Source organism: Pantoea sp. X-Soil-YNGN-785 (genome assembly GCF_059730585.1).
On sequence record NZ_AP035943.1, the window covers coordinates 178,481 to 194,519 of the forward strand.

A 16,039-nucleotide genomic window follows, 5' to 3' on the forward strand; every position below is an offset into this window, starting at 1 on the left:
GTCACTACGATGAAACTTGAAAGTGTTGTTAAGTATCACAACCCGCGCTCCGTTTCGCCTTTCACCCGCCCGTCCTCCCGTTCACCTGATGACATGACCGGCAGCGATGTGATGGCTGCACTGGGTATGACACAAAAGCGAGCCCCTCTCGGTTATTCTGCCTTCTTTGGCAAAATGCAGCTCAGTCACCATGACAGAGACCGCGCTGTAGAGTTGCTCACTAAGACCGGAATGACGGCATCAGTGCATTATCCGGCCCTCTCTAAATTGCCCGAAGATGAGCGAATGGCGGTGGTTACGGTCATCGCGGGCTATGCCTTTCTTGATTATGCGCGCAGCCCGGATACCGAATCGCCATGTCATGCCTGTCACGGCACAGGGCTGCACAACGGAAAGTGCTGCAGCAAATGTAACGGAAAAGGTGTCGTGCGGGCAGCCTGCAAGGACTGCAAAGGGCGAGGGGAAGCGGTTAACCGTGTGATGACACGATTCCAGGGTGTGCCGGTTTATCAGCCCTGTAAGCGGTGTTCCGGGCGCGGCTTTGAACGTATACCTTCCGCTGTTGTGTTCAGGGCGGTGTGTCAGGTCACGCAGGCTGTTACGCTGGATACGTGGAACAAAAGCATGAAGCAGTTGCTGGAGTTTCTGGTCGCCGAGCTGCACCGGGAAGAAGCCTGGGCTGAGAAGATGTTATCGCGCATTACTAAATAGCGAGCGATAATTAACGTAGCGATGTGATAGCTCGCTATTTACTTTTCCATTTTTTGTGTTAGATTGACTCCAACGATGGGTAAATGACCCTTGAGAAATTTCAATTCAGCCCTGGCATTTTTGTCAGGGCTTTTTTTATGGCCGGCTGCCGTCAGCGTATCCTGCTCATCCACCGGCTCCGGCTCTCTTTCTCCCTTTCTGCGCGGCAACTCCTGATGAGCAAACTCACTACCGGCATCGCATACGGCGTATCCGCAGGCGAAGTTGTCCATGGCGTCCTGACCTTTTTCAGCCCGGAAGAATGGAGCGCCGTCGGCGTTCTGGCCGGCATAAGCCTCGCGACTATCACCTGCATCACCAACGGGTATTACCGGCGCAAGGCAACACTGGCAGAAATCAAGGCACTGCGCTGCGCCTGCCATGAAGAGCCGCGCTGAAAATGGCCATACCGGCAGCGCTGCGTAACAGACTTCTGGCTGCAGCCGGTGCGGGTGCCCTGACTCTGGCAATTACGCTGCTCGGCGGTCCGGATGGTCTGGAAGGGCGTCGTTATGTTCCCTATCGGGATGTCGCCGGTGTGCTCACGGTATGTGATGGTCACACCGGCCCCGACATTGTCAGAAATAAAACCTACACCGACCAGGAATGCGACAGTCTGCTTCACGCAGACCTGAAACCTGTTCAGGCCGTCGTTGACAGTCTTGTCATGGTCCCCCTCAGCGATTACCAGCGCGCCGCACTCTACAGCTTTGCCTATAACACCGGTACTGACGCTTTTTCCCGGTCTTCCCTTCTGAAAAAGCTCAACGCAGGCGACAAGACGGGTGCGTGCAGTGAAATGCGCCGATGGGTCTTTGCGGGCGGCAGAAAGTGGAGAGGGCTGATGAATCGCCGCGAAACTGAACGTGCACTTTGCCTGGCGGAGAGCAGCGATGACCTGTAAGTCTAAAGCAGTTATTGCGGTCATACTGATTTCGTTGGCTTCAATAATAACTGTTACTGCATTTGCCCTGTTTTATCGTGGCAACGCTATCGACTATAAGGCTCGGTGGGACAGGGCAGTTGTAAGCCTCAAGCAGGCAAACGAAATCATCACTGATATGCAGACACGTCAACGTGATGTTGCTGCTCTCGATGAGAAATACACGAAGGAATTAGCAGATGCTAAAGCGACTATCGATCATTTGCGTGATGATGTTACTGCTGGCAAGCGTCGGCTGCAGTTCAAGACCCGTGGTTCCACCATGTCGCCTGCTAAGCGTGCCGCCGCCTGCATGGTTAATGAAGCCTGCACCCGACCTGATGACTCCGCTCAACGGGATTATTTCACCCTCAGAGAGCGAATCGAAGTCGCCGGAAAGCAAATAGCTGGGCTGCAGCAGTACATCAGAGAACAAAACCTAAAATGATATCGCTCTTTTTCACGTTTCAGCTCAGTTGGCAGTAATGCATAATCCTCAGTAAATGGTTTTTACCTGAGTGAATTATGGAAATTGAGATTGGAAATTTTACCCGAGTTGAAGGGAAGTCCGTCTATGCGGAAGTGACGATTTATACTGACCCTGACTCGGGTGGTGAAAACGTGGCTTTGTATCTGAAGTTACCGTATGAAGTGGAAACAACTTTAGCTGAGTTAGAAAAGTTGGCTAAAACCGAAGCAATCAAACAAATGAGATCTGCAGCAGACTGGTTAGACACAAAAGCCGACTAATCCCTAATATATTATCTCAAGGCGCTTTTGAGAGTGCACCTGATGACGAATCTCTTCGACAAGGGCTAACGGTTAGCCGCGATGTAAATCGTCGCGAAGCTGTGAGAAAGATTTGCTTCACTGGGATTAATCCTGAGGGTAATGTGTAGTTTCCTTAAACATTCGGAGATTACAATGAAAGACGGACTTTATCATGTGAATTTCAAGAGTAATCAGCAGGACTTCGGTGTTGGCATTGTTACTGTTAAAGATGGAAAGGTTAACGGTGGCGATTATGCATACTTTTACCAAGGTGATATCACTGAAGAATCTGCTCTGCTTAAAGTGACTAGGTTCAATGATCAGGCCACCTCTGTTTTTGGCCCAATCAAGGAATTTCATCTTGAGCTAAAAGTTAAGCCTGTCATGGGGTACCACATCCTTGAGGGGCACATCCAAGGACAGCCAAGTATGCAAATTCAGATCCATACAAGGTCGCTTGCGCCTTTGGTGTAATAATAAAGAATTAAATTAAGCCGCCTCCGGGAGGTTTTTTTATGGGAGGCGGCATCTAATGTTTAGGGCTTAGGTCTCTTTGGTGTGGGGGTAAGTTGTGGTTGTTTTTTTTCAAAATCTTTTAATATTTCTTCTGCTAGCGGACCAGTTATGCGTTTGCCGTTAAGGTAGGCAGCAACAGGCTTACCGTCTACTACCTCAATGTCATACTCGATGCTTTTAAAAGTATGCTTCTCCATCAAATTCTCCATGTTCCATATATTTATGAGAAAAAACTATGGCACTCACCGACAAACAAGAAATGTTCTGTCGCGAGTACCTCATCGATTTGAACGCCACCCAGGCTGCTATCCGGGCGGGATACAGTGCAAAGGCCGCGAATGTGCAGGGTGCTCAAAACTTATCAAAGATTAATATTCAGAACCGTATTTCAGATCTCAAATTACAGCGTAATAAACAAATAAACATTGATGCTGCATATGTTCTTAACCGCCTGATCGAAATTGACCAGATGGACGTGCTCGACATTATGACCGATGACATGAGCATCAAACCTGTGTCGCAATGGCCTTCATCATGGCGACGCTACTTGAGCGGATTCGATCTGGCCGAGATGTTTGAAGGCCGTGGCGAAGAGCGCGAGATGGTCGGTATCCTGAAAAAGATTAAGTGGCCGGACAAAGTCAGAAATCTGGAGCTGCTCGGCAAACACATCTCAGTGCAGGCGTTCCGCGAACAGGCCGCGACATCACTGACCGGCAGAGACGGCGGCCCGCTTGAGGTTGCGCTGCTTTCACGCGAGGAATACCGGCAGGCGCGCCGGGAAATGCTGGAGGATGACGACTGCTGACTTTAAGACCGCTGCACGCCGCATAGAGTGTGAAGAGGACGGGATGTACTTTACCCGCTACTTCTTTAAGCAGCGAACTGGCAGCAGAATGATCGTCGCGCCTCATCATCAGGTGATTCAGCGGACGCTGGACCGGGTGATTGATGGCGACATCCGGCGACTCATCATCAATGTGCCCCCGGGCTACACTAAAACGGAACTGGCCACCATCAACATGATGGGCCGCGGGCTGGCGCTGAACCGCCGTGCACGCTTCATGCACCTGTCGTATTCCCACAACCTGGCATTACTGAACTCGTCAACCACGCGCAGCATCGTGAAGTCTGCTGCCTTTCAGGCCATGTGGCCGATGGCGCTGCGCGATGATGCCGACAGTAAAGCCATGTGGTGGACCGAACACGGCGGCGGGGTGTATGCCTCGTCCGCTGCGGGGCAGGTTACCGGCTTTCGTGCCGGACACATGGAGCCGGGGTGGCAGGGCAGTCTGATCATTGACGACCCGGTCAAACCTGACGACGCCTACAGCGAAACCATACGCGTCGGGGTCAACACCCGCTTCAACGAAACCATTCGTTCCCGTCTGGCTATTGAGACCACGCCCATCGTGGTCATCATGCAGCGCATTCACTACCACGATCTCAGCGGATACCTGCTGCGTGGTGGCAGCGGCGAACAGTGGCACCACCTGAACCTGCCGGTGCTGATTGATAACAGCGAACCGTATTCGCTGGTTTACCCGGAAAACACGCACGCGATCCCCATCGATCATGGTCTGCGTGACGGCTGGCTCTGGCCTTACAAGCACAACGAATCGCATCGCGTCTCTCTGTTTTCACACCGGCGTACCGCGGAAGCGCAGTACATGCAGCGGCCCCGCCGGTTTAATGCTGATGGCGCACTCTGGACCGAAGCGATGATGTCCTGTGCGCGTGCGCTGGATATCACCCTGCAGCCGTCGCGGACGGTCGTTGCCATCGACCCGCAGGCGACAAACAGCGAAGAGAGTGACGAAACCGGTATTGTCGTGGCGAGCAGTTACGGGCGCGGCAATGACCGGCTGTTCTCTGCAGATGCCGATTACTCCGGGAAGTACTCGCCCAATGGCTGGGCGAAGCGCGCCATCAGGGCGTATGAGGAGCACCACGCTGAAGCCATCGTCATTGAAACCAACCAGGGCGGTGATATGGCCGAAGATACCCTGCGCAATGCGGGCTTTCGCGGGCGCATCGTCCGCGTCCATGCCAGCAGGGGCAAATTTGCCCGGGCAGAGCCCATCTCTGCGCTTTATGAACAGGGGCGGGTTGCTCACCGCGGCAACCTCTACCAGCTCGAAAACCAGCTGCTGGAATATGTGCCCGCTAACGCGAAGAAATCGCCTGACCGGCTGGATGCGCTGGTCTGGGCCATCACAGAACTGTTCCAGCCGAAAGGCACGACAGTGCGTCCCTTTTCAGCATAACTGAACTTCATCATGAGCAACGACGTCCGTAAGCGATCGCCAAAAATCGAGTCGATGGCCGGATGCTGGCCCATGATCAGCACGCTGCTTGGCGGCACTGCCGCGATGCGGCAGTCAGGCAAAACCTACCTGCCCAGATGGCCTAACGAAGAAGAGGCGTTCTACCAGAACCGGCTCGCAGTGGCCACGCTGTTTCCGGCGTTCTCCCGCACGGTGGAGGTACTCAGCGGCAAACCCTTTTCCCGACCGGTGACCTGGAATGATGAAGCTGTGCCTGCACGCATACGTGAGATGTTCCGGGATGTGGACCTGCAGGGCACCAATCTGCACTCCTTTCTTGCTGACACCTTTGAAGAGGCGATGGCCTTTGGCCTCTGCGGCATCCTTGTCGAACATCCACCTGCGGATAAAAAGCTCTCTCTGGCTGAAGAGCGCCTGCGCGGGCTGCGGCCTTATTTCGTCAGGGTGAATGCCACCAGCCTGCTGGATTACGACTCAGAACGGATCAACGGGCAGGAGACGTTCACGCTGCTGCGCTTTGTCGAAACGATCAGTGAGCGTGACCCGCAGAATGAGTTTGTCGTGAAAAACATTGAGCAGGTCAGGGTACTGACTCCCGGCCGCTGGCGGGTTTACCGCGAAAAGCCTGATGCCATAACCGGTGCACTGGAATGGCAGCTGCATGACGAAGGCACCACCAGCTTGAAAAAAATCACTTTTGTCCCGGTCTACGGCGACAAACGCGGCTTTATGAACGGCCGGCCGCCGCTGGCTGAACTGGCCTGGCTCAACGTCGAACACTGGCAGTCCCGCAGTGATCAGCAGACCATCCTGCATGTCGCCCGCGTACCGGTGCTCTTCGGTAAAAAGCTCGGTGATGGTCCCATTTCGGTTGGTGCGGCATCGGCCATTCTGTCAGAAGAAGATGACGCCGACCTGCGTTATGTTGAGCACAGCGGCAAAGCTATCGAGGCCGGTCGCACAGACATCCTCGACCTTGAGGAAAAGATGCGCCAGGTGGGGGCAGAACTGCTGGTGGTAAAACCCGGCCACCGCACCGTGGTGCAGACGCTGACCGATAACGAGGCGAGCACCAGTGCTCTGCAGCGCATGGTCTGCGACCTTACCGATGCAGCGCGTCTTGCACTGCAGTATCTGGCGGAATGGACGGGTGAGCCTGAAGGCGGGCACGTCACCATCTTCAGCGATTTTGGTGCCACTACCCTTGCTGAAGCGTCAGCTGACTTCCTGGTGGACATGTATAAAACGCGGGCGCTGTCCGATGAGACGCTGTTTAACGAGATACAGCGCCGCGGCCTCATCAACAGCGAGCTCCGCTGGTCGGAAGAGCAGGCGCGGATACGTGCCATGCCACCACCTTTGCCAGTTAAGCCGGTCACCACACCGCCGGTTTAACGCTTTCCGGGCCCGTGCACATGCAGGGGCCTTTTTTATTGCCGGCCGCTGCGGATGCAGCACGGCGTCACGGGCCGGATGGCTCTTATACGGTTGGATGACCCTGATGAAACTGAAACTCGATGAGAACGGCCATGTGGTCGTAAACGATGGCAAACCCGTGTACGTGCAGGACGACGGCAAGGAACTGCCATTTGATGTTCCCGGCACCCTGCAGACCATCTCACGCCTTAATGGTGAGGCTAAGTCTCACCGTGAACGTGCTGAGAGTGCGGAAACGCAGCTTAAGACCTTTGAAGGGATTGATGATCCGGCTGCTGCGCTGGCGGCACTGGACACCGTGAAGAACCTGCAAGACAAGACGCTGGTGGATGCCGGTGAAATCGATAAGGTCCGTACTGAAGCTGTTCGTGCACTGGAGGAGAAGTATGCCCCCATTGTGAAAGAACGCGACGACCTGAGCCAGAAGCTCACGGCGGAGAAAATTGGCGGCAGTTTTGCCCGTTCAAAATTCATCGCCGAGAAGATGAGTATTCCGGCTGACCTGGTGGAAGCCCGTTTCGGCAGCAACTTTCAGGTCGTCGGTGACGCCGTCACGGCGTTTGATCGCGACGGAAACAAAATCTTCAGTGCGGTCAGACCCGGTGAAGCAGCGGGGTTTGATGAAGCGCTGAGCATTCTCGTTGAGCACTATCCGTATAAAGACCAGATCCTCAAAGGAACCGGCGCATCAGGCGGCGGCTCCTCCGGCGGAAATGGCAACAGCAGCTCAAACACACTTACCCGTGCACAGTTCGAATCCCTCAGCCCTCAGGAGCAGAGCGAACGGGCCTGTGCGGGTGTACAGATTACTGATTAACAGGATAACCCTGCATGTCTAATACCCTGACTCAACTCATTCCCGACCTGTATCAGTCGCTGGACATTGTGTCCCGTGAACTTTGCGGGTTCATTCCGTCCATTACGCTGGATGCGTCCGCAGAGCGTGCGGCACTCAATCAGCCGATCCGCATTCCGATGACGCCTGCCTCAAAGGCTGAAGATGTGAAACCCGGACAGCTGCCGCCGGATGACGGTGACCAGGATATTGGTAATGTGCCGCTGGCCATTACGAAATCGCGAATGGTGCCGTTCCGCTGGGAAGGTGAAGAGCAGAAAAGAATCAAATACGGACCGGGTTATCATGGCATCCGCCGTGACCAGGTTACACAGGCGATGCGTACCCTGGTCAATGAAATTGAATCTGACCTGGGGCAACTGTTTCGTCGCGCATCTCGTGCAGCCGGTGAAGCGGGTAAAACACCGTTCAAAGACACGCTTACCGATACGGCGCAGGTGCGTAAAATCCTCACTGACAATGGCGCACCATTGAGCGATCTGCAATGCGTTATCGACACCACAGCCGGTGCCGCACTGCGCACCATGGCGCAGCTGACTAAAGCCAATGAGGCAGGCACCACGGCATTACGTGCGCAGGGCACGCTGCTCGAACTGCATGGCTTTACCCTGCGTGAGTCGGCAGGTGTGGCATCGCTGAATGGCCCGGCGGGGACTGCGTATAAACTCGGCGGAGATGACAAAATTGCTGTCGGGTCACATTATATCCCGGTCGCGATTCCAGCAGGACAGATTTCCCCCGGTGATGTGATCATCGCAGGCAGCCAGAAATACATCATTGCCCGTGTGGATGCGGACAAAGGTGTCCACATTTTTGCTCCGGGCCTGCGCGAAGACATTCTGAAAGGTGCTGAGCTCAAAGTCGTCGGTAAATTTACCGCCAACTTCGCCTTCAGCCGCTCTGCCATCATCCTGGCCACACGCGCCCCGGCGCTGCCGGAAGAAGGCGACATGGCGGATGACCGCATGATGATCACCGATCCGCGCACCAACATGTCGTTCGAAGTCTCAATGTACAAACAGTACCGCCGCGTTCGCTACGAAATCGCCGCGGCCTGGGGCTGTCAGAACATCAAGCCTCAGCATACTGCCCTGCTCCTGGGTTAGTCCTGCTCAGCCATTTCAGCCAAAACCCTTTCAGATGAGGTCATACATGCTGACTCCCCAGCAGCAGGTAGATGCACGTCGCTATATGGGCTATCCCATGACCGGCGACACGTCTCCTGACGATCGCAGTGATGCGGCTTACGCACAGGTCACCTCAGGCCGGTTCCAGACGCTGGCTCACCGGCTGACGTCGCTGCGGGCTGAGGATGAAGCCATCGTGGTGAACTATCTGACGACACTGGCCAGTCTGGAATGGGGGATTACACATGCGGCAGACAACCTTGATACGGATAAAGCGGCTGTCTGGCAGCGCAACCGGTCAGAAGTGTCAGACCGTACCCGCCTCTACAATCAGTGGCGTCGCCAGCTCTGCGGACTCCTTGGTATCCCGCCGGGTCCGTCGCTGAGCAATGGCACCACACCTGTGACCCGGTGCTGACATGGACGCACAGCAGCTGGCGGCGAAGGTGAACCAGGGTAACGGGAAGGCCGCGAAACGCCTGGGCAGTACTGCCCGTCATTACCGGGCAGTATCACCGTTCAGTCCGCTGGATGCGCAGCCGCTGCGGGAGCTGTCGGCCTCATTTGCCACTGATTACCACTATGCGCGGGCAGTCCGGTTTGGGCAGGCTACCCGTATTGGTATTTTTGATGCGGAAGGGTTTGAGGCGGGCGATATCATGGTGTCCACCGGGGGGACCTTTTTCGTGGCCGCCATGCCGTTGCTGCAGCCCGTTCTTTGCGTCAGGACTGAGCGGCTTGTGAGCATCCGGCGCACCTCGCAGGCAGGTTCCGATAGCGGAGTGCAGGATTACAGTGGCACTACAGCCGCCAGTGAGAAGCTTATAATGTCAGGCTGGCCTGCCAGTATTCTGCTCAGCCGTGGCGGTGAGCACAGCCCGCTTAAGTTGCCGGGTGAGACGCGCAGTGCCTGGCACAATATTCTGATGCCTTCATTCAGAGGCCTGTCTCTTCATGCCGGGGATTTTGTGACGGATGCAGCCGGGCAGCGTTATGTCGTCAGCGGCACGGAACTCACAGACATGGGCTGGCGTCTGACGGCGCTTCTGGTGACGGTGTAACATGGCAAGTACCGATGATGTTGCCCGTTATCTTGCCCGTCGTGTTGCAGACGTAGTTTATCCGGGCGGCAGCCAGTTACCGGGCATCGTAAATACCTCCGTGAAAATTTATCCGGGCTGGCCGGTGCCGGGCACACTGCAGCAGGATATTGAGAAGGGAGGCGTGCATGTCTCCGTCTGGCCGCTGCCAGCAGAGCGTAAAATCAGCACGGCGCTGGGCAGGCCTTACCTCACTCTGGCGCAGGGAAAACCCACGCTGCAGTTTACAGTGAACGGCACAACGATAAGTGTTGCCGGTGTGGCGTCCGCACTGACTAACGTGCAGATAGCCCTTAACGGGAAAACGTACACCTTCCACTTCCGGGCAGGCACTAAAGCCGAAAAGGCGCTTTATGTTCTCTCTGTCAGACTGCCCGGGTCATTCACTATAGGCAGCAGCCTCTGCATCATGCTGGTGACACAACTCAGCCTCTCTGTCACGACTGCGGGAAAGGCTGTCAGGGAACTGCGCAGGCAGATAAAGGATTTCCAGATCACTGTCTGGGCACCTGCGCCCGGGCTCAGAGACCGCATCGGCAGTGCCATTGATGCGGCACTCTCTGAACAGTGCCATATCGACCTTGACGACGGCGCCCCCGCGCAGCTCCTTTATACGCGTCAGTTTGATTCGGACAGGTCAGAGAACTGGCATGTCTACCGGCGTGACCTGATCTTCAGCGTGAATTTCGCCACCACCCAGACCATCAGCGCACCTGAAGTGACCGAGATTGCAGTCACCCTGAACGGGCACCCGGTCACGCAGTAAACCTGCTTTTTCATCATTCGCTTAAGTTTACGGAGTCTCTCTCATGCCGATTTATTCAACCGGCGACCTCAACACGTCTGCACTCACGGCACCGGACCTTTATGTTCAGGTTGTTCCGCCCCGGGCCCGTTACATTAACGGTGTACCCACCGACGGTCTTGGGCTGGTGGGGGTGGCAGACTGGGGTCCGGTTAACAGCGCTTTCTGTATCACGTCAGATAACGATATGGCATTTTTTCTTGGCACCCCCAGAGTCCGTCAGTATGACCTTGCCACGGCAGCGGCGATTTCACTGCAGCTCGGTGCCGCAAACCTGAACTGTGTTCGCGTGACAAACGGTCAGGACAAGGCTGCGAGTGGGCGGCTCTGTGAAAATGCCAGCAAATCAGGCCTGCTGCTGACCGCACTCTACAGCGGCACACGCGGTAATCATATCAGCGCAGGCATCAGTCCGGGCACCGCCGTGAATACACGCAAGCTCACGGTCAGTCTGCCGGGTGTGAGTGCGGAAGTTTTCGATAATCTGCAGGGTGAAGGGGATGCACTCTGGAAAGCGATGGCGGAGGCGGTGAATCACGGCCAGATGAATATCCGCGGTCCCAGCCAGCTGGTGCGCGCGAACGTTGCCGAAACTGAAGCGCCAGCGCAGGACGCGGTGAAAGAGGTCACACTCAGCGGCGGTACCGACGGCGCAACCGGTATCACGGATACCACGCTCCTGGGCAAGGATGGCACTGATGCTCCCCGTAAAGGCATGTATGCCCTGCGTGGCACAAATTCACAGGTCATTAATCTTACCGATGTGACCGATAAAACCTGCTGGCCCGCCATGGCAGCGTTTGCACGCTCCGAAGGTGCCTATGCCATTGCCCAGGGCCCGGCCTCCGCCGGATGCAGGGTGGTGTCCGAAGCACTCAACAGCTCTGGCGTGGATGACTGGCATTTCAAGCTGCTCGTGGGTGACTGGCCCTACTGGAAGGATACGGCAAACGGTATAAACCGAATGATTGCGCCCGCCACGTTTGAAGCGGCCAATATTGCGTCCCGATCACCACATATCTCCACGCTCAACAAACGCATCCCCGGCATCATCGCCACCGAGCGGCAGTTACTTCGGCATGCGCTCCGGGCGCAATACCTCATCGAATCCGACCCAGAACGATGACACCTACACCCGCATGACCAATTTCCTGTCGCTGACGATTGCGGCGGGGTTCGGCAGTGTCGTGGGTGACAACCAGACCACGGACCTGCGCCGTGAAACAAAAAGCACGTTAGAGTCTTTCCTGTCGAATCTGGAGACGCTGAAGATGATTGGCGATCCGAATGGCGGACCGGCCTTTGCTGTGCGCCTCGATGCGGCCAACAACCCGGATGCGCGTGTGGCGCTGGGCTATATGACAGCCGATGTGCAGGTGAAATATCTCAATGTGGTGCGCTACTTCCTGGTGAACCTCGAAGGGGGAGGCAGCGTGTCCATTTCCGTCTCAGACAGCTTATCTCGCTGAACACTGACTGACTCATTACCCCGGAGATAAACCATGCCAACCCTTGGCTATACCGTCGGGCGTGATATTGCTGTCGATATCAACACGCCGACGGGAAAACTGCGTATTCCCAAAATCATAAGCTTTGACTCAAAACCGCAGGTCTCAACCCATAAAATCACGCCACTCAATGGCATTACTGACGAACTGCAGATCCCCGTCGGCTGGAATGGGACCATCTCCGCTGAACGCATGGATGCCACGCTCGACGACTTCTGGGCCCGGTGGGAAGACAACTACTACAACGGCATCGATCAGCCCCGCGGCACCATCACCGAAACCATCACCGAGGCAAACGGCACCATCAGCGTATACCGCTATGAGGGCGTGTCGTTTCACCTCACCGATGCCGGTAACAAGCAGGGCGAGAAGACAGTGAACCAGACCCTGTCATGGACGGCGAACCGCCGTAAAAAAGTGAACTGAGGAATAAACAATGGTGCAGGTCAGAGTGCATGAAACCCCGTCCGCCGTGGCAGAATCGCCGGTTAAATCAGACCAGGTCCGTGATGCCAGCGGGCGCGTCATCACCCTGCGTGAGCTCGATCCGGTGCAGGAATCCCGCCTGACGGTTGCTGTCGGTCCTGAGATGGCCATCAACGTGATGTACATGAACATGTACGCCTTTCCGGCGGCTGCTGTGGCTGACATTGACGGCGACGAATACCCGTTGCCGCTAAACCCGAAGCAGATTGAAAGCATGCTCGCTATCCTGGGCAAAAGCGGGCTTAAAGCGGTCAGTGCCAGCCTGCGCGCCAGGTCGAAAGACGAGGACGATGAGGCCACGGCGACCGCCGCAAAAAACTAGCGCAGAACCCCGGGTTTATTAACCAGTGCTGGCTGATGAAAGCCGGGGTTCCGTTCAGCGTGATTTTCCCGGGCCTGACAGTACTTATGCCCCATGAGCGTATTGCCATGGGTGTGGTCATCGGCGAGCTTGAGGGTGGCACTTACAACTGGAGCACACGAAAGTGGGAGGAGGGTAAGTAGTGGACCTTGAGCAGTTTGCGCGTAAGCTGTCGTCTGCCTCAGCCACCATCGCTACCGGGCTGGAGGCCAGTTTCCGCGTCATCGTGAAAGAGATTGAGGAAACGGCGAAGGAAGAAATCGGCATATACCAGCCCGCTTACGGGCCCTTTGATGCCTGGGCACCGCTGGCTGAATCAACCAAAGCCGACCGCGTTCGCCGGGGTTACAGCGAAGACGAACCGCTTTTGCGCTCAGGCGAACTCAGAGACTCAATCGAAAGTGAAGTGGTTGGTCTGGCAGCCATAGTCGGGACCAAGAGTGAAATCGGGCTGTGGCAGGAAGTGGGCACAAGCCACATTCCGCCAAGGCCTTTCATTGGACCAGCATATGTGAGGAAGATTGATCCGCTGATAGAAGCAATTGAAGGGGCTTTTTCAAGTGGATTTAAGGTTTACTGAAGGCTATAGAGCTAAGAAGGTTATCGTATGTGCTAATTCGTTCGAGTTAGTTCGGCTTCGTTTGACATCGCTGCATTTATAGTTATGATTAGGTCATAACATTAACGGAAGCCCTTATGGAAAAAGATGACGGTTTAGACTATTTACTTTCACTACATGGATCAACAGTATACCGGGATGATGGGTATTGGTGGAAAGTTGAGGTCTGGGAAGTTAAGCCAACATCTTTCATTCCTCATGGGATACGTTACAGCTTAACGCTACATGACAAATACAACACTCGTGTCTTTGGTATAGACAACGCCCATGGGATAAAACTGCCTAAAAAAGGCTGTTACTCAGGACGGATGGTCTATGACCACATGCATCGTACCCCACATGATAAAGGGTATCCTTACGAGTTTGTGTCTGCAGCGCAGCTTATTGAAGACTTCTTCGTAAAGTCAGATGAAGTCATCGCGCAACGAGAAAACCGAGGTTAAAATATGAAAGCTCTTATTGGTGTGATGCCTGAAGAGCACATCCGTCAAAGGATGCTTGCTATCGTAAAAGGCGAGTACAAACCTGAGCCGGGAGAGCCAAAAGTGTGGTTTACATCTGTAAACTCACTGGCTCAAGTCCTGAGTAATGAGAATATTGAACTTCTGCGACTGATGGAAGATCAAAAGCCAGAGTCAATCACAGAGCTAGCTGAGATGTCTGGGCGCCAGAAAAGTAATCTTTCTGTAACTCTAAAAACCCTTAGCTCACGAGGATTTGTTCGTCTCGAAAAGCAGGGGCGTGGAGTTAAACCCGTAGCACTTTTCACTGATTTTGATATTCAGGTAAAGCAGGAGTTTACTGTGAAGTTTGGGCCTAAAGCCGCTTAGTTCTCACCATTAAAATCATGATAAACAGAACCCGCCATTAGGCGGGTTTTTAATGTCTTGTATATCGTCACGCTAAGTCCACTAACAGTGATTATCGATAAGGCGCAGTCGGCCACTTCTTGTAAGCAAAAAAGTAGAGCATGACGAAATGGATACACGGGCATGAGAGCAACAGCGCCATCTTCCATCCGAAACCAGCTTTCTGAGCCATGCGAAAGCAAGGTATGAACATTAGAAACCAGATGATTAAGGACAGTGCTGCGAGGGGTTTGGGCTGTTCCATTAGAAATTCTCCATAAGCTTTATGTTTCTTAGCATCGGCAGTGAGCTGTGATCATTTATATGTAATGCGTAATCTTGCTGCTGTCATCTTTTCACCTCTAGCAGTGCACAACAGCCGTTGAAATAATTGTATGGCTCCTATAGCAGGGTTTAGTTTTAACGTTTTAATCAAGATGCCAGTGCTCAAAACGTGAGCTATTAAGTGATTTTAATTGATGGTTCCGATGTCTTAACTAAGAATCATCAAAAGCCAACTGTTATTAAAGGTATAAGTATCAATTACTTAATCTTTCTTTGATAGAGGTTCACTTATATATATTTTAACCCTTGACTATTTATTGCTAATGAATGATAAATATAACTTCTAAGATTAATCCTATTTATAGGTTTTCATATAGCTGAGGAGTTATGAATGGCTAGTTGTAGTTGTTGCGGGAAAGCACTTAATCGTGGAATTTGGACACTTGATGGTAAGCATAAAAGTTGTCCTTTATGTTCGACTACTCAAGGAGGGCAGCATATTTTCCGTCGCTATCCTGAGGACTTTGGCACAACTGAAGCTCGTGTTACAGCGAATAACCCAGATGGAGCTCAAAGCTATTGTGTTGACTGCCGTGGTGTAGATACAGGACAATCGTCCCCGGTCGATCTCACCCAACAGAGATTGTGTAACACAGTGAAAATTTAATGCTTTTAGAAAAATTAGATGCAGTTGAATGGTTGAAAACACTCCCTTCCGGGAGTGTCGACCTCGTAGTAACTGACCCACCTTATGAATCTCTTGAAAAACATCGCAAGATTGGTACAACAACTCGTCTGAAAGTTAGCAAATCGTCAAGCAACGAGTGGTTTGCCATTTTTCCAAACAGCCGATTTGATGAGCTACTGACTGAAATGTACCGTGTGTTGAAGAACAATCGGCACATGTACATTTTCTGCGACCAAGAAACGATGTTTCATTTAAAGCCAGCTGCTGAAAAAGTTGGATTCAAATTTTGGAAACCAATTGTTTGGAATAAAATGGCTATTGGAATGGGATATCATTACAGAGCAAAATATGAGTTTATTCTTTTTTTTGAAAAAGGTAAGCGTAAGCTCAATAATTTAGGCATTCCGGATATACTGGATGCTAAGCGGGTAATGCGTGGATATCCGACAGAAAAACCAGTAGAGCTATTAAAAGTCCTTATAGAACAAAGCACTATTGAGGGTGAGTCTGTGTGTGATCCTTTCTTTGGTTCGGGATCGGCATTAATTGCTGCGTCTGAACTTGAACGTTGCTTTTTAGGTAACGATATTTCTTCATCGGCACATGACTATTTCCAGAAAAGACTAGCTAATAACATAAAAGGGCCTCAACTCACTGATAAACTCAAATAAG

23 protein-coding genes are annotated in these 16,039 nt (G+C 53.3%); 22 read left to right on the plus strand and 1 reads right to left on the minus strand.

Going from position 1 to position 16,039, the window contains the following annotated elements; translation table 11 throughout:
- Window positions 1-9 precede the first annotated feature (9 nt).
- From AC6I8E_RS19445 to AC6I8E_RS19470, 6 genes are all read left to right on the plus strand, one after another.
- Window positions 10-711 (plus strand): antitermination protein Q, encoded by a 702-nt coding sequence (locus tag AC6I8E_RS19445; protein WP_140029387.1) that lies wholly within the window; start codon window positions 10-12, stop codon window positions 709-711.
- Window positions 712-794: 83 nt separating this feature from the next.
- A complete protein-coding gene (locus AC6I8E_RS19450) occupies window positions 795-1,148 on the plus strand; it encodes a phage holin (RefSeq protein WP_321184172.1) in 354 nt (117 codons plus the stop codon).
- Between the two features lie 2 nt (window positions 1,149-1,150).
- The gene (locus tag AC6I8E_RS19455; protein WP_140029388.1) at window positions 1,151-1,654 is read left to right on the plus strand and encodes a lysozyme; all 504 of its coding nucleotides are present in this window, start codon (window positions 1,151-1,153) and stop codon (window positions 1,652-1,654) included.
- The gene (locus AC6I8E_RS19460) at window positions 1,644-2,120 is read left to right on the plus strand and encodes a lysis protein (RefSeq protein WP_140029389.1); all 477 of its coding nucleotides are present in this window, start codon (window positions 1,644-1,646) and stop codon (window positions 2,118-2,120) included. The genes AC6I8E_RS19455 and AC6I8E_RS19460 overlap by 11 nt, the downstream gene beginning before the upstream one ends.
- Before the next feature lie 77 nt (window positions 2,121-2,197).
- Complete coding sequence (locus tag AC6I8E_RS19465) at window positions 2,198-2,422, plus strand: hypothetical protein (protein WP_140029390.1); 225 nt, start codon at window positions 2,198-2,200, stop codon at window positions 2,420-2,422.
- Window positions 2,423-2,596: 174 nt separating this feature from the next.
- The gene (locus AC6I8E_RS19470; protein ID WP_181161941.1) at window positions 2,597-2,917 is read left to right on the plus strand and encodes a GrlR family regulatory protein; all 321 of its coding nucleotides are present in this window, start codon (window positions 2,597-2,599) and stop codon (window positions 2,915-2,917) included.
- Between the two features lie 62 nt (window positions 2,918-2,979).
- On the opposite strand, the gene AC6I8E_RS19475 is transcribed toward AC6I8E_RS19470, so the two are convergent.
- A complete protein-coding gene (locus AC6I8E_RS19475; protein WP_181161942.1) occupies window positions 2,980-3,156 on the minus strand; it encodes a hypothetical protein in 177 nt (58 codons plus the stop codon).
- Between the two features lie 38 nt (window positions 3,157-3,194).
- On the opposite strand from AC6I8E_RS19475, the gene AC6I8E_RS19480 reads away from it, so the two are divergent.
- The 16 genes from AC6I8E_RS19480 (at window position 3,195) to AC6I8E_RS19555 (ending at window position 16,038) form a co-directional block, all read left to right on the plus strand.
- The gene (locus tag AC6I8E_RS19480; protein WP_140029392.1) at window positions 3,195-3,767 is read left to right on the plus strand and encodes a terminase small subunit; all 573 of its coding nucleotides are present in this window, start codon (window positions 3,195-3,197) and stop codon (window positions 3,765-3,767) included.
- Entirely contained in the window at window positions 3,754-5,226 is a 1,473-nt protein-coding gene (locus AC6I8E_RS19485) for a phage terminase large subunit family protein (protein ID WP_140029393.1), read from the plus strand. Before AC6I8E_RS19480 ends, AC6I8E_RS19485 begins: the two co-directional genes overlap by 14 nt.
- A 72-nt stretch (window positions 5,227-5,298) precedes the next feature.
- The gene (locus tag AC6I8E_RS19490; RefSeq protein ID WP_140029461.1) at window positions 5,299-6,642 is read left to right on the plus strand and encodes a DUF4055 domain-containing protein; all 1,344 of its coding nucleotides are present in this window, start codon (window positions 5,299-5,301) and stop codon (window positions 6,640-6,642) included.
- Between the two features lie 106 nt (window positions 6,643-6,748).
- Complete coding sequence (locus AC6I8E_RS19495; protein WP_140029394.1) at window positions 6,749-7,501, plus strand: DUF6651 domain-containing protein; 753 nt, start codon at window positions 6,749-6,751, stop codon at window positions 7,499-7,501.
- Window positions 7,502-7,515: 14 nt separating this feature from the next.
- Window positions 7,516-8,646: a major capsid protein gene (locus AC6I8E_RS19500; RefSeq protein ID WP_140029395.1), complete on the plus strand. Its 1,131-nt coding sequence runs from the start codon at window positions 7,516-7,518 to the stop codon at window positions 8,644-8,646.
- 46 nt (window positions 8,647-8,692) lie between these two features.
- A complete protein-coding gene (locus AC6I8E_RS19505; protein ID WP_140029396.1) occupies window positions 8,693-9,085 on the plus strand; it encodes a hypothetical protein in 393 nt (130 codons plus the stop codon).
- A gap of 1 nt (window position 9,086) precedes the next feature.
- Window positions 9,087-9,728 carry a hypothetical protein gene (locus AC6I8E_RS19510; protein ID WP_497824869.1) on the plus strand — a complete coding sequence of 214 codons (642 nt, stop codon included), beginning with the start codon at window positions 9,087-9,089 and terminating at the stop codon, window positions 9,726-9,728.
- 1 nt (window position 9,729) lies between these two features.
- Entirely contained in the window at window positions 9,730-10,533 is an 804-nt protein-coding gene (locus AC6I8E_RS19515) for a hypothetical protein (protein WP_140029398.1), read from the plus strand.
- A gap of 43 nt (window positions 10,534-10,576) precedes the next feature.
- Entirely contained in the window at window positions 10,577-11,698 is a 1,122-nt protein-coding gene (locus AC6I8E_RS19520) for a hypothetical protein (RefSeq protein ID WP_497824870.1), read from the plus strand.
- The gene (locus AC6I8E_RS19525; RefSeq protein WP_497824871.1) at window positions 11,652-12,041 is read left to right on the plus strand and encodes a hypothetical protein; all 390 of its coding nucleotides are present in this window, start codon (window positions 11,652-11,654) and stop codon (window positions 12,039-12,041) included. The genes AC6I8E_RS19520 and AC6I8E_RS19525 overlap by 47 nt, the downstream gene beginning before the upstream one ends.
- Before the next feature lie 33 nt (window positions 12,042-12,074).
- The gene (locus AC6I8E_RS19530) at window positions 12,075-12,506 is read left to right on the plus strand and encodes a hypothetical protein (protein ID WP_058776299.1); all 432 of its coding nucleotides are present in this window, start codon (window positions 12,075-12,077) and stop codon (window positions 12,504-12,506) included.
- Window positions 12,507-12,516: 10 nt separating this feature from the next.
- Entirely contained in the window at window positions 12,517-12,888 is a 372-nt protein-coding gene (locus AC6I8E_RS19535) for a hypothetical protein (RefSeq protein ID WP_337021824.1), read from the plus strand.
- Between the two features lie 181 nt (window positions 12,889-13,069).
- Window positions 13,070-13,507 (plus strand): phage virion morphogenesis family protein, encoded by a 438-nt coding sequence (locus AC6I8E_RS19540; protein ID WP_337021823.1) that lies wholly within the window; start codon window positions 13,070-13,072, stop codon window positions 13,505-13,507.
- Between the two features lie 116 nt (window positions 13,508-13,623).
- Window positions 13,624-13,989: a toxin-antitoxin system TumE family protein gene (locus tag AC6I8E_RS19545; protein ID WP_337021822.1), complete on the plus strand. Its 366-nt coding sequence runs from the start codon at window positions 13,624-13,626 to the stop codon at window positions 13,987-13,989.
- Window positions 13,990-13,992: 3 nt separating this feature from the next.
- Window positions 13,993-14,376, plus strand: a complete 384-nt coding sequence (locus AC6I8E_RS19550) for an HVO_A0114 family putative DNA-binding protein (RefSeq protein ID WP_337021821.1) — start codon at window positions 13,993-13,995, stop codon at window positions 14,374-14,376.
- Window positions 14,377-15,345: 969 nt separating this feature from the next.
- Window positions 15,346-16,038 (plus strand): DNA-methyltransferase, encoded by a 693-nt coding sequence (locus tag AC6I8E_RS19555; protein WP_337021820.1) that lies wholly within the window; start codon window positions 15,346-15,348, stop codon window positions 16,036-16,038.
- The last annotated feature ends 1 nt before the right edge of the window (window position 16,039 follow it).

Excerpts from the sequence above, each read along its gene's own strand:
- AC6I8E_RS19445 (WP_140029387.1), top strand. The coding sequence starts at position 10 with ATGAAACTTGAAAGTGTTGTTAAGTATCACAACCCGCGCTCCGTTTCG.
- AC6I8E_RS19450 (WP_321184172.1), top strand. The coding sequence starts at position 795 with ATGACCCTTGAGAAATTTCAATTCAGCCCTGGCATTTTTGTCAGGGCT.
- AC6I8E_RS19455 (WP_140029388.1), top strand. The coding sequence starts at position 1,151 with ATGGCCATACCGGCAGCGCTGCGTAACAGACTTCTGGCTGCAGCCGGT.
- AC6I8E_RS19460 (WP_140029389.1), top strand. The coding sequence starts at position 1,644 with ATGACCTGTAAGTCTAAAGCAGTTATTGCGGTCATACTGATTTCGTTG.
- AC6I8E_RS19465 (WP_140029390.1), top strand. The coding sequence starts at position 2,198 with ATGGAAATTGAGATTGGAAATTTTACCCGAGTTGAAGGGAAGTCCGTC.
- AC6I8E_RS19470 (WP_181161941.1), top strand. The coding sequence starts at position 2,597 with ATGAAAGACGGACTTTATCATGTGAATTTCAAGAGTAATCAGCAGGAC.
- AC6I8E_RS19475 (WP_181161942.1), bottom strand. The coding sequence starts at position 3,156 with ATGGAGAAGCATACTTTTAAAAGCATCGAGTATGACATTGAGGTAGTA.
- AC6I8E_RS19480 (WP_140029392.1), top strand. The coding sequence starts at position 3,195 with ATGGCACTCACCGACAAACAAGAAATGTTCTGTCGCGAGTACCTCATC.
- AC6I8E_RS19485 (WP_140029393.1), top strand. The coding sequence starts at position 3,754 with ATGACGACTGCTGACTTTAAGACCGCTGCACGCCGCATAGAGTGTGAA.
- AC6I8E_RS19490 (WP_140029461.1), top strand. The coding sequence starts at position 5,299 with ATGATCAGCACGCTGCTTGGCGGCACTGCCGCGATGCGGCAGTCAGGC.
- AC6I8E_RS19495 (WP_140029394.1), top strand. The coding sequence starts at position 6,749 with ATGAAACTGAAACTCGATGAGAACGGCCATGTGGTCGTAAACGATGGC.
- AC6I8E_RS19500 (WP_140029395.1), top strand. The coding sequence starts at position 7,516 with ATGTCTAATACCCTGACTCAACTCATTCCCGACCTGTATCAGTCGCTG.
- AC6I8E_RS19505 (WP_140029396.1), top strand. The coding sequence starts at position 8,693 with ATGCTGACTCCCCAGCAGCAGGTAGATGCACGTCGCTATATGGGCTAT.
- AC6I8E_RS19510 (WP_497824869.1), top strand. The coding sequence starts at position 9,087 with ATGGACGCACAGCAGCTGGCGGCGAAGGTGAACCAGGGTAACGGGAAG.
- AC6I8E_RS19515 (WP_140029398.1), top strand. The coding sequence starts at position 9,730 with ATGGCAAGTACCGATGATGTTGCCCGTTATCTTGCCCGTCGTGTTGCA.
- AC6I8E_RS19520 (WP_497824870.1), top strand. The coding sequence starts at position 10,577 with ATGCCGATTTATTCAACCGGCGACCTCAACACGTCTGCACTCACGGCA.
- AC6I8E_RS19525 (WP_497824871.1), top strand. The coding sequence starts at position 11,652 with ATGCGCTCCGGGCGCAATACCTCATCGAATCCGACCCAGAACGATGAC.
- AC6I8E_RS19530 (WP_058776299.1), top strand. The coding sequence starts at position 12,075 with ATGCCAACCCTTGGCTATACCGTCGGGCGTGATATTGCTGTCGATATC.
- AC6I8E_RS19535 (WP_337021824.1), top strand. The coding sequence starts at position 12,517 with ATGGTGCAGGTCAGAGTGCATGAAACCCCGTCCGCCGTGGCAGAATCG.
- AC6I8E_RS19545 (WP_337021822.1), top strand. The coding sequence starts at position 13,624 with ATGGAAAAAGATGACGGTTTAGACTATTTACTTTCACTACATGGATCA.
- AC6I8E_RS19550 (WP_337021821.1), top strand. The coding sequence starts at position 13,993 with ATGAAAGCTCTTATTGGTGTGATGCCTGAAGAGCACATCCGTCAAAGG.
- AC6I8E_RS19555 (WP_337021820.1), top strand. The coding sequence starts at position 15,346 with ATGCTTTTAGAAAAATTAGATGCAGTTGAATGGTTGAAAACACTCCCT.